Genomic DNA, 14,517 nt, shown 5'->3' with positions numbered 1-14,517 from the left:
TCATAGATGGACTAGTAATTAATCCAAACTTCACCATTAATAACTTTCTGAAAACATGCTATAATTTTCTAAATATAGGAGGGGCAATAATGGATCTCAAAATGAACGAAAAGGGTGATTCTTTTTTAAAGAATTTACTTTTAGGGTTTCAACATTTATTAGCCATGTACTCAGGAGATATACTAATACCAATTTTGATTGGTACATCTTTGGGCTTTAACGCTAAGGAAATGACTTACTTGATCTCAGTCGACATTTTTATGTGTGGGGTTGCCACACTGCTCCAGATCAAGCGTACACCGCTTACTGGTATTGGTTTACCAGTAGTTTTAGGCTCAGCTGTTGAGTATGTAACGCCGTTACAAAATATTGGACACCACTTTGGTATAGCCTATATGTATGGCGCTATTATCGTAGCTGGTATTTTTATCATGTTAATTTCAAAAGTATTTGCCAAACTAAAGAGATTCTTTCCACCAGTAGTAACTGGCTCATTGATTACTTTGATTGGTTTTACTTTGATACCGGTAGCGTTCCAAAATATTGGTGGTGGCGATGCCTCTGCTAAAGATTTTGGTAATTTTACCAACTTGATTTTAGGTTTTACAACGGCTCTAATTATTATTGTTGTTAGTATTTGGGGTCGTGGCTTCATTCAACAGATTGCTGTATTGATTGGAATCGTCGCTGGATATTTGTTAGGAATCGGTATGGGACAGATTGGATTTTCCAGTGTTGGCGCTGCTCATTGGTTCCAAATTCCAAAACCTTTTTACTTTGCTACACCAAAATTTGAATGGTCATCGATCATCGTTATGCTTTTGGCTGCTTTGACTTGCATGATTGAATCTACTGGTGTGTATTATGCTTTGTCAGAATTGACAGAACGTAAACTAGATGAAAATGATTTACAACGTGGATATGCTTCAGAAGGTTTAGCTGCTATTTTAGGTGGAATCTTCAATACATTCCCATATTCGACTTTTTCACAGAACGTAGCGGTCGTTCAATTGTCGGGAATCAAGAAGAATAAACCTGTGTATTTCTCAGCATTCCTACTGATCATACTGGGCTTAATCCCTAAGGTTGGAGCAGTTGCAGAATTAATTCCCAACGCTGTTTTAGGTGGTGCCATGTTGATCATGTTTGGTACTGTTGGTATTGAAGGTATTAAAATGTTGTCAAAGGTCGAAATGAATAATAACAACATTATGATTATGGCTGTGTCTATCGGCTTAGGCCTTGGTGTTACGGTTCAACCTACATTGTTACAATTCTTGCCATCAACGTTACAAACTATTTTAAACAATGGTTTAGTAGTCGGAAGTTTTTCAGCAATTATTTTGAATCTTCTTTTAAATCATAATAAGGCTTAATTTTTTTCACAAACTTTGGTCATATTTTTATCACATTTGGTACGTATACTTATCGATAATTAGATAAGCATACGTATTTTTTTATGCAAGGAGTGATAATATGACTGAATATAAATACTTAAACGTAACTTTAAATAAATTTGATGAACCATTTGAAATGAAATTGGCTACTCCCAAAAACTCAACGATTGAACAAAATGCCGTTGATCAAGCGGTAGATGAAATGACTAAAAAAATTAGTGAATATGCGGGCATGTTTTCTTTAGAAAATAAGGATTCACTATTAGCAAGATTTCAAGATGGAGAAGAAGGGCCTTTGATGATTTCAAAAGCCTTTCGAGAAGTCTATGAACAAACAATCACTGCAGAACAAATGACTCAACATTACTTTAGTTCCTATTACAATGGCAAATATGACCCAGTTGGTTTATTGGACGGTTGGATGATTGATAATCTTTTCAATAAATATCTATTGGGATTGTTAAAAGTTAATGGAATCGATGGTGTGTCATTACGTTGCGGTGAAGACGTTCGGTTAGCAAGTCGACCTGACATCGATTTTCGTTGGCGAGTTGAAATCAAAAATCCAAATAATGAAGATAATTTATTAGCAACATATTTCTTACAAAATGGTTCTGTTTCAACATCTAAAAGTATGCGGAGTTTGAGAAGTGAGAAGAGCAACGTTGAACAAGTGACGATTGTTAATAATAATGCATTAGATGCTAATATTTGGTCAAATGCTGGCATTTCAGCGGGGACAAATAAATTTCCTGAATTTGTAACAAAATACCATTTAACAGGGATGTTAGTTGATAAAAATGAAGGCTTAATCAATTTTAGAGATGGCATCTCAAATAAGATAGCAGTGAAAAAATAGACATAACGCCGTTATAACTATACGAGTTTATTCGCTTTTTCATCATAAATAATTCAAGATTTTTCTCTATACTTTGTTTTATAAAGTAAAAGAAACAGAGGTATCAATTATGAAAAACCAAAAATACTTTATTAAAACGAATAAAATCAATCAAATGAATACAAACTTTTTAATTAAATTAGCAACAATTTCTAATAGTATTGCCGTTATGGAACTTCTTAAAATTACAACTGAAAGAATCAATGCTCATTTGGCCAAAATTGATCGTGAATTTTCAGCTTTTCGCTATGACTCGTTAGTATCCCAGTTTCAAAGAGGAAATCAGCGACCATTAGCTAATTCAGCAGATTTTAAAGCGGTTTATAACGCCGCTATGCTATCGGAGCAAATGACCAACGGTATTTATAGTCCTTACTTTGCAGGAAAGTTCGATCCTAAGGTTATTGTAATTAACTGGGCGATTGAACAAGCATTCAATCAAGAATTGAAACCACTATTAAAGAATCCTGAAATAGTCGGAGTTTACTTGGAAGGCAGTGACTCAAAGAAATTTGCGACCAAACAAGACATTGACTTTAACTGGACTATCACCATCGATTCAGATGATAATTCAATAGCAATTTATTACTTGAAAAACGGTGCTATTTCAACATCCGAAGCTAGCAATTTTGTTGGCAATGCCTTGAAACGTACGCAAAGTGATATTAAACAAGCAACAGTAATTCGAAGTAGCTTAGTTGAAGCAGCAATTTGGTCACTGGTGGCCACATCTTCAGATACTGAGATGTTTAAAACCTTTATTGAGCACTACAATTTGACAGGAATCGTGGCGGAGAAGAATGATCAGCTATTGAACTTTAACTTTGGAAGTATTATTGATAATAAACAAGTGAAGGCATAAATATATAAAAGTAGTCTTTCAAATCTAATGGATTTGGAAGACTATTTTTTTGTCATAAAATATGATAATAGCGAGTTTTGGAGGCATTTTTGATCATTTTTTTACTAACATACAGTTAAATTTTGACAATTGGAATTGAATTTGTCAGACAAAAGTTGAAATGAAAGCGCATTCCAAAACGGTCGATTATGTCTTATCCTGTAAATGTAGAGCGGAGGTGAAATATTGGACGACAGAGAAGTCACTATTTTAAAACAAATTATTCAATTTAAAATTGATAAGAGTTTTGATTTAGAACGTAAGCTAAATTTAACTCCAAGACAATTATCATATTCATTAAAAAAAATAAATGATGAATTGGATTTGGATGGTTTGCCAAGTATTTCAAGGTCAAATTCTGGTCAGATTTTTGTTCCTGAGGGATCAAAAGAATATCTATTGAGTCAATTGCAGAACGTTCCGGAAAGAAATAGATATTTTAACGAAGATCAGAGAATGTACTTGATAATCTTATATTTACTGACGAGCAAAGAAGATATTTCTCTGGTACATATTTATGAATACTTGGCAATCAGTAAAACAACTGCTATTTCTGATTTAAAAAACGTTAAACAGTTTGTTCAAGATTTTGGCTTAAATTTAAAGTACTCAAGAAAAAATGGTTATCGTATAACGGGACCTGAATTAAGAATAAAACAGTTGATAAATGAATCAGTTGCTACAACACTTCAATTTGAAGATGGTATGGAACTAATTGTTGAAATAGCTAATGTTTCAGTAGGATCAGTTATACATTACACACATAAAATAGAAGAATTTTTAGGTATTACTTACTCAGATCAATCATTCAATCAGCTCGTTTATTCGTTAGTAATTTTAATTTCCAGAAGTTGTTCAGAACAGGTATCGTCTAAATCTTATTTTAAAGCGGATATAGAAGATACAAAAGAATATGATTTTATTTCTAAGTTGATTCCAGATCAATGGATTGCTAACAAAGATGATTATAAATGGATTTTAATATTATTCATTTCTGCAAATACAGTGGAAGGAAATATTAAATTTCATGATAATGATTTACTAAAAGTTGTTGATGAGATGGTTCAACAATTTGAATCCTTGACGTATGTAAACATAAAGAATAAAGCGGATTTTGAGCGTAGGCTTGTTGCACACACACAACCAATGATTCTCCGTGTTAGATATGGACTACATTTAAAGCAATCCGGCATTAAGCAAGTAGTAAATAATGTTAATAATCATCAGATGTTTATAGATACAGTTAGACAAATTGTTAAGCCATTAGAAAAAGAAATTGGATCTAAATTACCGGAAGATGAAATAGAATTATTATCTTTTTATTTTGGTTCGGAATTAGAAAATTGGAAACCAGATGAAAAGAAAAGAGCAGCAGTTGTTTGTGGAAACGGTGTTATTGTTTCTAGATTGATGTTTAAAAAATTGAGAGAAATGTTACCTGAAATAAGTTTTGTTTCTGCCTCATCAGTTAGAGAATTTCAAAAGTATAAAAATGACTTCGACATAGTTTTTACAACCGTTCCTCTACAAACAAAATCAAAGCAGTATATTATTCATCCGATAATGACATTGGACGAATCGTTGAACTTAAGACATAGAGTTTTAAGAGATATCGGCTTTGGTAATACGGATGAGATGTTAAGTGGATTAATGACTATTATTGATCGACATGCGGATATTGATAATAGTGAAAAACTTAGAAAAGAATTGCAACTCTTTTTATTGAGTGGAAAAGTAGATACTCGACAAGAAAAACGAGATATGCCAACTCTTTTAGATTACATCAATCCCAAATATATAAAAATAATAAATAAAAAAATGACTTGGATACAAGCTCTTGAGCTTGCAACTGAACCATTGATTGAAAATAAAGTGGTAAATACAAAATTCTTAAAGCAAATTAAAAAAAATTGTTCTTCAAAAAATAATTACAGTTATTTTGGTAAGAATATGGCAATACCACATACGACTCCTGACATGGGAGTTAAGAACAATGGCTTTGGATTTCTTATATCTAGAGAACCAATAAAGTTTCCTAATAATGATGAAATTCATATTATTGCTCCACTCGCTATAAGTGATACTACAGCTCATTTCAAAGCAGTAGAACAATTAGCCAATTTGGCTTCGAATGAAAAAGTGATGAAGAGAATTATCAATTCTAATTCAAATGAAGCAATCATTAAAGAAATTAAAGAGGAAATAGGAGATTAATAATATGAAAGTAGAAGATTATCCTAAATTTACAATCATTATGCGTGGTTATACAACAGATCAAGCTATGGCAATAATGGAAGCTATGGATGGATTTGAAAAAGATTTTGGAATTGAAGTAACAATGAATACTGACCATTGTATAGATATTATTAAGAATGGCTATAACCGTTTTGGTAATAAATATCTTATTGGTGCAGGGACCGTAATGAATATTGATGAAGAAAAGGAAGCAATTGATGCAGGAGCAAAATTCTTATTAGGACCTCAAGAATTTACAAAAGAAATGATTGATTATGCTCATGATAAAGGTGTTATTACTGTACCAGCTGCTATGACACCAACTGAGGTAACCAGACTCTTTAACAATGGTGCCGATATTGTAAAGGTATTTCCTGCATCTACAGTAAAACCAGATTATTTTAAAGCAATTCAAGCACCACTTGGAAAGCTACCTTTAATGGCAGTTGGTGGAGTATCTATTCAAAATGCTGGGGAATTTTTGGACAATGGTTGCGATTATTTAGGAATGGGATCAAAGCTTTTCAAAAAGGAAGATATTCAAAATAAAGACATTAAAGGTTTATCAAAATCATTGGCTACATTTGTAAAAGATTTCAAAGAAAGAGGGGCATTGGTTTGAAAGTAGATTTAAAACTAGATAAGAATTTATTTGTCCCGCATTTGAAGTCGGACAGTTGTGACGATACAATTTTACAATTGGCAACGCGTCTTTATGAGAATGGCTATGTAAAAAAGGATTATATAGAGGCTATTAGAAGCCGTGAAAAAGAATATCCAACAGGTTTGCCTTCAACAGAGCCTGCAGTTGCTATTCCACATGCAGATTATACAAAAGTAAATGAGACAACAGTGGCAGTTGCAACATTAAAAAAGCCAGTTGATTTTCATGATATGGAAGATGTTAAAAAAACTATACCAATTCAAATTGTAATTATGCTTGCAATAGGTGAACCACATGGTCAGGTTGAAATGTTGCAGCGAGTTGTTGGAATTATTCAAGATGAGGATTTACGAAAAGAACTTTTAAAAGTCAATTCACAGGAAGAACTTATGAAATTGATAGAACCATCATTATTAGGAATTTTAAATTAATTGGAGGATTTTTATTATGACAGCACATATTTTAGTAGCTTGTGGAAACGGAATTGCAACTTCAACAGTTGTAGCATCAAAGATTAGAAGTTATATGGAGGATAAAGGATTACCAGTTGAAACTACTCAAACAAAATTAATGGAAGTACCAGGAAAAGTTGAAGGATTTGATTTACTAGTAACAACAGGTGAATTCGATGGACAAACTAAAGGAGTTCCTTATGTCAAAGGAATGCCAATCCTAACAGGTATTGGTGCTGATAAGACATTTGAGGAGATTTATGAATTAGTTAAAGAAAAAGAAGGTTAAAAAAACAGGGGTGAATTCACATGCATGTAATAATGGATGTCTTTAATTGGTTAATAGATGCTGGACCTACAGTTCTATTGCCCGTGATTATCACAATTATTGGTCTTATATTTGGATTGAAGATTACGAGATCATTTAAATCAGGTTTAACACTTGGTATTGGATTTGCCGGTATTAAGTTAATTCTTGATTTCATGACAACAAATATTGGACCAGCTGCCAAAGCAATGGTAGATAGAACTGGTGTTCATTTAACTGCTTTGGATGTAGGTTGGGGTTCTATTGCCGCTGTTACTTGGGCATCTCCAATCATTGCAATTTTGATTTTTGGTATTTTGTTAGTAAATATTGTTTTATTAGTTTTAAAGAAGACACATACGCTAGATGTTGATATTTGGAATTATCATCATATGGCAATCGTAGGTGTAATGGTCTATTTCGTTACTAAAAATATTTGGTTAGGAATAGGTTCATCATTGTTGATGGCTCTAATTACCTTCAAGTTAGCTGATTGGTCACAACCAGTAGTTGAGTCATTCTTTGGTATCCCTGGAGTGTCTTTACCAACAGTTTCAGCTTTGTCATCACTAGTTATTGCATGGCCATTAAATTGGCTGTTAGACCGTATTCCTTTTATGAGAAAGAATAAATTTTCAATTAAGGATGCTCAAAAATATTTAGGATTTTTCGGTGATTCAATGATCATGGGACTAATCATTGGTATGGCAATCGGTGGTTTAGCTGGTTACAGTTTAATGAAAGTTATGCAATTAGGTGTGTCAATGTCAGCTGTATTGGTTTTGATTCCAAAAATGACATCACTATTCATGGAAGGTTTAATGCCAATTTCTGAAGCAGCACAAACATGGTCTCAGAAGAGATTTAAGGGTAGAAAGCTATTTATTGGTTTGGATGCTGCTGTTGTTGTTGGTAACCAAGATGTTATTACAACAGCTTTGATTATTATTCCATTAACAATTGCTATGGCATTAATTTTACCAGGAAATTCAGTTCTACCATTTGCAGATTTAGCTGTCGTTCCATTTAGAGTTGCATTGGTTGTAGCCTTAACAAATGGTAATTTAATTAAAAATATTATTATTGGACTTGTCGTTACGGCTTCACTTCTATGGTGTGGATCAGCGACTGCACCAGTATTAACATCAATTGCTAAATCCGTTGGTATTAAATTGGGAGCAAATTCATTATTTATTAGTTCATTTGCCGCAACATCAATGATTCAAAGTTTCATTGTTTACTTTGCATTTACTTGGCATCCACTTATTTCCGTACCCGTTTTAATTCTGGCCTTTGCTGGAATCTGGTACTTCTTTGATGGAATTAAACACGTTAATAAGAATATGGAAATTAGTGATGCACAAACAAATTAATTTTTAAAAGGGAGTAATAAGTTTTGAAAATTTCTGATATTAAAGTTTATAAAGTAAAACCACGTTGGATTTTTATTAAAATTTTAACCGATGAAGGTATTACTGGCTGGGGTGAAATGATTTCTGGAACAAAAACAGAAACAGTTGTAGCCGGAGCTGAAGAAATGGGTAAGAAAATAATTGGCAGAAACCCATTTGAGATTGAACGTTTGTGGCAAGAATTACATCGCTCATTCTTTAGAGGTGGTCCAATCAATGGAACAATCATTTCTGGTATTGAAATGGCTTTGTGGGATATCAAAGGTAAAGCTTTGAATGTTCCTGTATATGAACTACTAGGTGGAGCAGCTAGAGATAAAATTAGAGTTTATTCTTGGATTGGGGGCGACCGTCCTAGTGATGTAGCAGAACAAGCACGTGCTAGAGTTGATAAAGGATTCACAGCAATTAAAATGAACGCTACATCTGAATTACATTATGTTGACTCATATAAAAAAATCCAAGCGGTTGTTGATCGTGTTGCTTCAATCCGCGATGAAGTCGGTGATGATTTGGAAATAGGGATTGATTTCCATGGACGTGTACATAGACCAATGGCAAAAGTGTTGGCTAAAGCATTGGAACCATATCATCCAATGTTCTTAGAAGAAGTCGTTTTGCCAGAAAATTGGGATTCATTTGATGATATTGCTAGAGAAGTTTCAATTCCTTTAGCAACAGGTGAAAGACTATACACTCGTTGGGGCTTCAAGAACTTATTTAGACAAGGTGCAGTTGACATTGTTCAACCTGATGTTGCTCTATGTGGTGGTATCCTAGAGACTCGTAAGATTGCAGCTGAAGCTGAATCATTTGATATGGCCTGTGCACCTCATGCACCATACGGACCTGTATCATTGGCAGCCACATTACAAGTGGATGCATGTACACCAAATGTCTTCATCCAGGAACAAAGTTTAGGTATTCATTATAACCAAGGGTTTGATTTGTTGGACTTTGTTAAAAATAAGGAAATTTTCCAATATAAAGACTCATATGTTCAATTGCCAACTAAACCAGGTTTGGGAATTGAAATGGATGAGGATATGATTAAAGATGTTGCTCAACAAGGACTAGTTTGGAGTAATCCATCATGGAAGAATTATGATGGAACAATTGCTGAATGGTAATGAATGGAGGTAAGGTTGATGGCTGAATCACTGATAATTGTTTTTCTTCTTGGTTCTTTATTAATTTTTGAATTTCAACAACAAAGAACTATAAAGATTAAGGCTAGATCTTCAAAAATTAAATATATTATTGCCTTTGTAGCTGCAATTGCAATCGTAACTCTTTTCTGGACTGAATCACCAGTAGTCAATTTTAAATTGATAATGATAGCTGTATTATTTGCTAGTGTTGCATTTATAAATCAAGGTTTAAGTGATAATAAGGTTATTACTTATGGTTCTATTTCAAATGCTTCTACCTATGATAGATATGATCAAATTGTTGTTGAAGGAATTAAGAATGGCACGATGGTGACCTTTGGTTCAAAAAAAGGTGGTAGTTATTCTTTAATCTTTGATGATAATGTAGAATTGATTAATAAATTTATTAAAAAGCATGTATCTAAGAAAGTGAAAGTATTATCAGGTGAAGAGTTTGATCGTAAATTAGCAATTAGAAATAAAAAGCAAGAGGATTTGAGAGCTAAACAACTAGAAATGATTCGAAATCGACCTCAACGAAATAAATTTGTTAAGCCAATTGTTAAAAAGAAATAAAAAAAGGTGTTGAAATTTTTTCAACACCTTTTTTTATATTAATGATTTAGTCGTCCCATTGTTCAACTTCATCCTTGTATCCATCAGGATTACCACTCCAATAGAAACCACCATACCAAAGACTTCTCTTGTCTTGATCAAAACCGTCGATTTCTTTCATGTCAGCGTCGCTCAATTCAAAGTCATAAACGTCAGCGTTTTGAACGATTCTTTCTTCATGAACTGACTTAGGAATTGTGATGACACCATTTTGAAGATCCCAGCGTAAGATAACTTGGGCAACTGACTTATTGTACTTGTCAGCGATTTTCTTCAATCTACTGTCACCTAGAACAGTACCACCGCCAAGTGGAGACCATGCTTCAAGATGAATATTGTTTTCATCACAGAAGTTCTTGATGTCACCTTCTTGACAGAGTGGGTGATATTCCATCTGATTGACAGCAGGTTTAACTGAACAATTCTTTAAAATATCTTTCAATCTAGTAATATCGAAGTTTGAAACACCGATGGCACGAGCTTTACCTTCTTGATAAATCTTTTCTAGTGCACGCCATGTATCAAGATATGTTCCATTAACTGGCCAGTGAATCAAGAGTAGATCTACATAGTCTGTTTGTAATCTCTTCAATTGACCTTCGAAGTTGTCGAGTGTTGATTGATAGCCTTGGTCACCATTGAAAATCTTTGTTGTTAAAAAGATATCTTCACGTTTGAGACCATTATCTGCGAAACCTTTTTGTAATCCTTCACCGACCCCGGCTTCGTTACCATATTGTTTAGCAGTATCAATAGCTTTATAGCCGTGTTTCAATGCCCATTGTACAGCTTGGGAAGCACCGGAATTATTAACCTTCCAAACACCCATTCCTAGTTGAGGCATTTTTACGCCGTTATTCAAAGTTACAGTAGAATCCAATTTTAAATTCATATTTATTCTGACCTCCTATAACTATAATTTTAACTCAAATACAATTTTCATACTTGGAATATTACTTTTCGTTTGGTATAGTTCAAATTGAATGCGCTATCATATAAGTGAGACCATAATTTTTGGGGGAAGAGTCTTGGAAGATAAGTTTAAAGAAAAATTTTTGAGTAAGAGTGAGTTACAAACAGAAATTATCAATTTGTCAGCGGAATTAGAATTACCGAAAGGAACGGAAACATTTATCAGTGACGTTCACGGTGATTTTGGCCGCTTCTCACACATTATGCGTAGCGGTGCTGGTAATATTAGCCGCAAGGTTGAAGATCTATTTGAAGGCCGCTTAACGACACTGAATCAGAAGAAATTATCATGTTTAATTTATTACCCTTCACAAGTTATTCGTGGAATGAAGTTCAAAATCACTAATCGGCAAGAATTAGATCAGTGGTATATGGACTCTTTCAATCACCTAATTGAAATACTGCGATATGCGACTAACAAGTATCCCAAGAATCTCGTAAAAAAGTCAGTTGAACCGAATTATTGGACGACAATCGAGAATATGTTATTGATTGATGGAAAATATAAAACTAAAAATGAATATTCGCAAGGGATGTTGAATAGTATTGTTAAATTGGGAATGGCTGATGACTTTATCGTCGCAACTTGTCATGCTATTCAACGTTTATCGATTGAACGGATTCACATTGTTGGAGATATTTATGATCGTGGAGCTCATCCTAATTTAGTGTTGAATTATTTGGTTGATCACTGGCAGAATTTTGATATTCAGTGGGGGAATCACGATATTCTCTGGATGGGAACGATGGCAGGCTCTAAATTGTGTATGGCTAATTTACTTCGTTTGTGTGCTCGCTATCACAACCTAGAACTATTGAAAGATGCATATGATATTGATTTAACTTCACTGATTACATTTGCTCGACATTTTTATCGTCCGTTACCAAATTTTGAAGAGAATCTTGAGAATGCTCCCAAAATTCCTGAAGAAGAAAGAATTACAGATAACTGTGTTCAGCAGGCAGCGGCTATCATGCAATTTAAATTGGAAGGTCAAGCTATCAAACGCCGTCCAGAATTTCACATGGAAGATCGACTCTTACTTGATAAATTGAGCCAAGGTAAGGATTTAATTGAAGTGAATGGAAAAGAATATGAGATCGACAATGGCTGTTTTCAATTGATCAATCCGGCTGACCCTTATCAAATAGCTCACCCAGAACAAGTAGTATTGATCGACTTGATAAATCAATTCACGCACTCAAGTAAACTTAACGAACACATGTGGTTTATGGCTGACCACGGTTCAATGTACCTCAAACACAATGGCAATTTATTATTTCATGGGTGTGTTCCCGTCGATGAAAAAGGCGATTTCACTAAATGGGAGATTGATGGCCATGAATATGCTGGCAAAGAATTATTTGATTACTTTAATGAAGTATTATTAGATGCGATGCACCATCCAACAACGGGTGATTGCTTCAATTCCGATGTTATTTGGTATTTGTGGTGTGGCCAAAATTCACCATTGTTTGGAAAAAATAAAATGGCTACGTTTGAAAGTTATTTTCTCCAAGGAACCGATTTAACCTCCGAAAAGTCTAATCCCTTCTATCAATTTTGTGATGACGAAGATTTCATTAAGAAGATAAAAGATGAATTTGAAATACCCGAAAATGGTCACATAGTAATCGGACACACACCACCGACTAATGAGAGTCCATTGAAAGCTAAGGGAAATTTGATCATGATAAATGCTGGCCGTCCAAAGACTGAAAACGAAGGCGGCTATACATTGTTGTATGATTCTTTTGATATGCAGCTGATAAAATTGAATCCTTTTATTTCGATGAATCATGCTATCAATTCAATGGAAGACGTGGCCGCTTCACGAAAAACAATTGAAAGATTTGATGAACGAAAGATGGTTTACGATACCGACTTCGGCAAAAAGATTCAACAGCATATTGATGATCTAGTTGCGGAATTACAAGACAATAGAGAAGATGATGTAGAGGAGTAAATCTTTTTGGAGAGTGGTTGGTTTAATGAATTCTGAGTAGGATATAGTTTTTATTCGAAATTAAGATATTAATTTAAACTAATATAAAAAAAGAGAATCTTACTAGAATAGCAGTGAATTGCTATCTCAGATAAGATTCTCTTTTTTTATTATTACTTCTATATTAAAGAAGTAGGTTATTAACTAGTTATTTATTCTGACGACTCTTCCAATCTTCCTTATCTTCGTCCCAGTTTTCGGACAAAGCGTGCTTAGGCAAAATTAGATTTAACAAAATACCAACGACAGTAGCTACACCGACACCAGTAAATTGGAAATTACCAATTTGAAGATAAGCATTACCGATACCGATAACCAAGATAACAGAAGCAATCATCAAATTACGTTTTTCATTGAAGTCGACTTTATTTTCGACCAAAATTCTTAAACCACTTGAAGAGATAACACCGAACAAGACGAAACTGATACCACCGATAACAGGACCAGGTACAGTTTGAATCAAGGCACTAAGTTTACCAACGAATCCAAACAAAGCAGCGAAGACCGCGGCACCAATAACAACGTAGACACTGAAAATTTTGTTGACAGCCATCACGCCAATATTTTCACCGTAAGATGTGATAGGAGGGCCACCTAGAAAGGCAGCTACGATCGAAGCTGTACCATCACCAGCAAGTGTCTTGTGAAGGCCAGGGTCTTTGAAGAAATCACGATTTGTCAATTCATCCAATACCATGATGTGACCCAAGTGTTCAGCCATGGTGACAAAGGCAATTGGGGCAAAACTCAGTATCGCTCCCCAATAAATTTGTTTAGGCATATAATTGACAAACATCAAATCAAAAGCTGGAAATTTAAACCAAGGTGTAGAAATAACTTTTGAAAAATCAACAATTCCTAAAGCTAGTGACAATAAGTATCCACCGACGATACCTAGTAAAATAGCAATATTACTCCAGAAACCACGTAAAACCATATTTAAAATAACGGTCAAGAAGAGGGTAAACATAGCGACACCAAAGTATTTGAGGTCATAATGAGAACCATTCATCATAGCGTTGTTAGCGGCACTTCCGGCAACGGACATACCAATAACGATAATAATTGGACCAACAACGATAGGTGGTAAAGCTTTGTCGATCCAGTCTGAACCGGCAAAACCGACGATTAAGGAAACAATCAAATAAACTAATCCAACGGCGATCGTACCTTGAGCAACGCCTGGATATCCGACTGTCTTCATTAATGAAACCATCGGGACAATGAATGAAAATGATGAACTCATGTAAGCCGGAATCTTACGATGAGTAATTAAAATATGAATGATAGTTCCGACACCAGAACTGAATAAGGCGATACTAGGATCAAGTCCAACTAGCAATGGAACTAAAACTGTCGCCCCAAACATTGAGAATAAGTGCTGTAGTGATAAAAGCGGCCAACTAGCTAACGGTGGCTTTTCGTAAACATCTAAAACCGCATCAGGATTGCGGTACTGTTCGTTATTCTTACTCAAAAAAACATCTCCCCAAATTATTTTTTTGCA

At 34.4% G+C, this 14,517-nt stretch carries 13 protein-coding genes; 11 read left to right on the top strand and 2 right to left on the bottom strand.

Annotated features, from left to right (window positions below; genetic code table 11):
- Window positions 1-89: 89 nt before the first annotated feature.
- The 10 genes from U8521_RS10770 to U8521_RS10725 all read left to right on the top strand — a co-directional run bounded on the left by U8521_RS10770 (window position 90) and on the right by U8521_RS10725 (window position 9,993).
- A complete protein-coding gene (locus tag U8521_RS10770; protein WP_334331944.1) occupies window positions 90-1,376 on the top strand; it encodes a nucleobase:cation symporter-2 family protein in 1,287 nt (428 codons plus the stop codon).
- A 100-nt stretch (window positions 1,377-1,476) separates the two neighbouring features.
- A complete protein-coding gene (locus U8521_RS10765) occupies window positions 1,477-2,256 on the top strand; it encodes an FAD:protein FMN transferase (RefSeq protein ID WP_334331943.1) in 780 nt (259 codons plus the stop codon).
- A gap of 109 nt (window positions 2,257-2,365) precedes the next feature.
- Window positions 2,366-3,157, top strand: coding sequence for a hypothetical protein (locus tag U8521_RS10760; protein WP_334352723.1), 792 nt, complete (start codon window positions 2,366-2,368; stop codon window positions 3,155-3,157).
- 225 nt (window positions 3,158-3,382) lie between these two features.
- The gene (locus U8521_RS10755; protein ID WP_334352722.1) at window positions 3,383-5,410 is read left to right on the top strand and encodes a BglG family transcription antiterminator; all 2,028 of its coding nucleotides are present in this window, start codon (window positions 3,383-3,385) and stop codon (window positions 5,408-5,410) included.
- Window positions 5,411-5,414: 4 nt separating this feature from the next.
- Window positions 5,415-6,053 carry a bifunctional 4-hydroxy-2-oxoglutarate aldolase/2-dehydro-3-deoxy-phosphogluconate aldolase gene (locus U8521_RS10750; protein WP_334352721.1) on the top strand — a complete coding sequence of 213 codons (639 nt, stop codon included), beginning with the start codon at window positions 5,415-5,417 and terminating at the stop codon, window positions 6,051-6,053.
- The gene (locus U8521_RS10745; RefSeq protein WP_334352720.1) at window positions 6,050-6,526 is read left to right on the top strand and encodes a PTS sugar transporter subunit IIA; all 477 of its coding nucleotides are present in this window, start codon (window positions 6,050-6,052) and stop codon (window positions 6,524-6,526) included. The genes U8521_RS10750 and U8521_RS10745 overlap by 4 nt, the downstream gene beginning before the upstream one ends.
- A 16-nt stretch (window positions 6,527-6,542) precedes the next feature.
- The gene (locus tag U8521_RS10740) at window positions 6,543-6,836 is read left to right on the top strand and encodes a PTS sugar transporter subunit IIB (RefSeq protein ID WP_334352719.1); all 294 of its coding nucleotides are present in this window, start codon (window positions 6,543-6,545) and stop codon (window positions 6,834-6,836) included.
- A gap of 20 nt (window positions 6,837-6,856) precedes the next feature.
- Complete coding sequence (locus U8521_RS10735) at window positions 6,857-8,227, top strand: PTS galactitol transporter subunit IIC (RefSeq protein ID WP_334352718.1); 1,371 nt, start codon at window positions 6,857-6,859, stop codon at window positions 8,225-8,227.
- A 23-nt stretch (window positions 8,228-8,250) separates the two neighbouring features.
- The gene (dgoD, locus tag U8521_RS10730; protein WP_334352717.1) at window positions 8,251-9,396 is read left to right on the top strand and encodes a galactonate dehydratase; all 1,146 of its coding nucleotides are present in this window, start codon (window positions 8,251-8,253) and stop codon (window positions 9,394-9,396) included.
- 18 nt (window positions 9,397-9,414) lie between these two features.
- Window positions 9,415-9,993 carry a hypothetical protein gene (locus U8521_RS10725; protein WP_334352716.1) on the top strand — a complete coding sequence of 193 codons (579 nt, stop codon included), beginning with the start codon at window positions 9,415-9,417 and terminating at the stop codon, window positions 9,991-9,993.
- A gap of 46 nt (window positions 9,994-10,039) precedes the next feature.
- Here U8521_RS10725 and U8521_RS10720 read toward each other — a convergent pair whose 3' ends face one another.
- Complete coding sequence (locus U8521_RS10720) at window positions 10,040-10,924, bottom strand: aldo/keto reductase (protein WP_334331941.1); 885 nt, start codon at window positions 10,922-10,924, stop codon at window positions 10,040-10,042.
- A gap of 136 nt (window positions 10,925-11,060) precedes the next feature.
- Here U8521_RS10720 and U8521_RS10715 point away from each other — a divergent pair, with 136 nt between their 5' ends.
- Window positions 11,061-12,971, top strand: coding sequence for a fructose-bisphosphatase class III (locus U8521_RS10715; protein WP_334352715.1), 1,911 nt, complete (start codon window positions 11,061-11,063; stop codon window positions 12,969-12,971).
- Between the two features lie 187 nt (window positions 12,972-13,158).
- Here the strand turns inward: U8521_RS10715 and U8521_RS10710 are convergent, their stop codons facing one another.
- Window positions 13,159-14,487, bottom strand: a complete 1,329-nt coding sequence (locus U8521_RS10710; protein WP_334331939.1) for a uracil-xanthine permease family protein — start codon at window positions 14,485-14,487, stop codon at window positions 13,159-13,161.
- Window positions 14,488-14,517: the final 30 nt, after the last annotated feature.

The organism is Companilactobacillus miaonis, from assembly GCF_036913615.1.
GTDB lineage: Bacteria > Bacillota > Bacilli > Lactobacillales > Lactobacillaceae > Companilactobacillus.
Note: the sequence above shows the minus strand (reverse complement) of the source record. Positions and strands in the feature narration are given on the sequence as shown.

Bases quoted from the DNA above. Each gene is read 5' to 3' on its own strand.
- U8521_RS10770 (WP_334331944.1), top strand. From the start codon at position 90: ATGGATCTCAAAATGAACGAAAAGGGTGATTCTTTTTTAAAGAATTTA.
- U8521_RS10765 (WP_334331943.1), top strand. From the start codon at position 1,477: ATGACTGAATATAAATACTTAAACGTAACTTTAAATAAATTTGATGAA.
- U8521_RS10760 (WP_334352723.1), top strand. From the start codon at position 2,366: ATGAAAAACCAAAAATACTTTATTAAAACGAATAAAATCAATCAAATG.
- U8521_RS10750 (WP_334352721.1), top strand. From the start codon at position 5,415: ATGAAAGTAGAAGATTATCCTAAATTTACAATCATTATGCGTGGTTAT.
- U8521_RS10740 (WP_334352719.1), top strand. From the start codon at position 6,543: ATGACAGCACATATTTTAGTAGCTTGTGGAAACGGAATTGCAACTTCA.
- U8521_RS10735 (WP_334352718.1), top strand. From the start codon at position 6,857: ATGCATGTAATAATGGATGTCTTTAATTGGTTAATAGATGCTGGACCT.
- U8521_RS10725 (WP_334352716.1), top strand. From the start codon at position 9,415: ATGGCTGAATCACTGATAATTGTTTTTCTTCTTGGTTCTTTATTAATT.
- U8521_RS10720 (WP_334331941.1), bottom strand. From the start codon at position 10,924: ATGAATTTAAAATTGGATTCTACTGTAACTTTGAATAACGGCGTAAAA.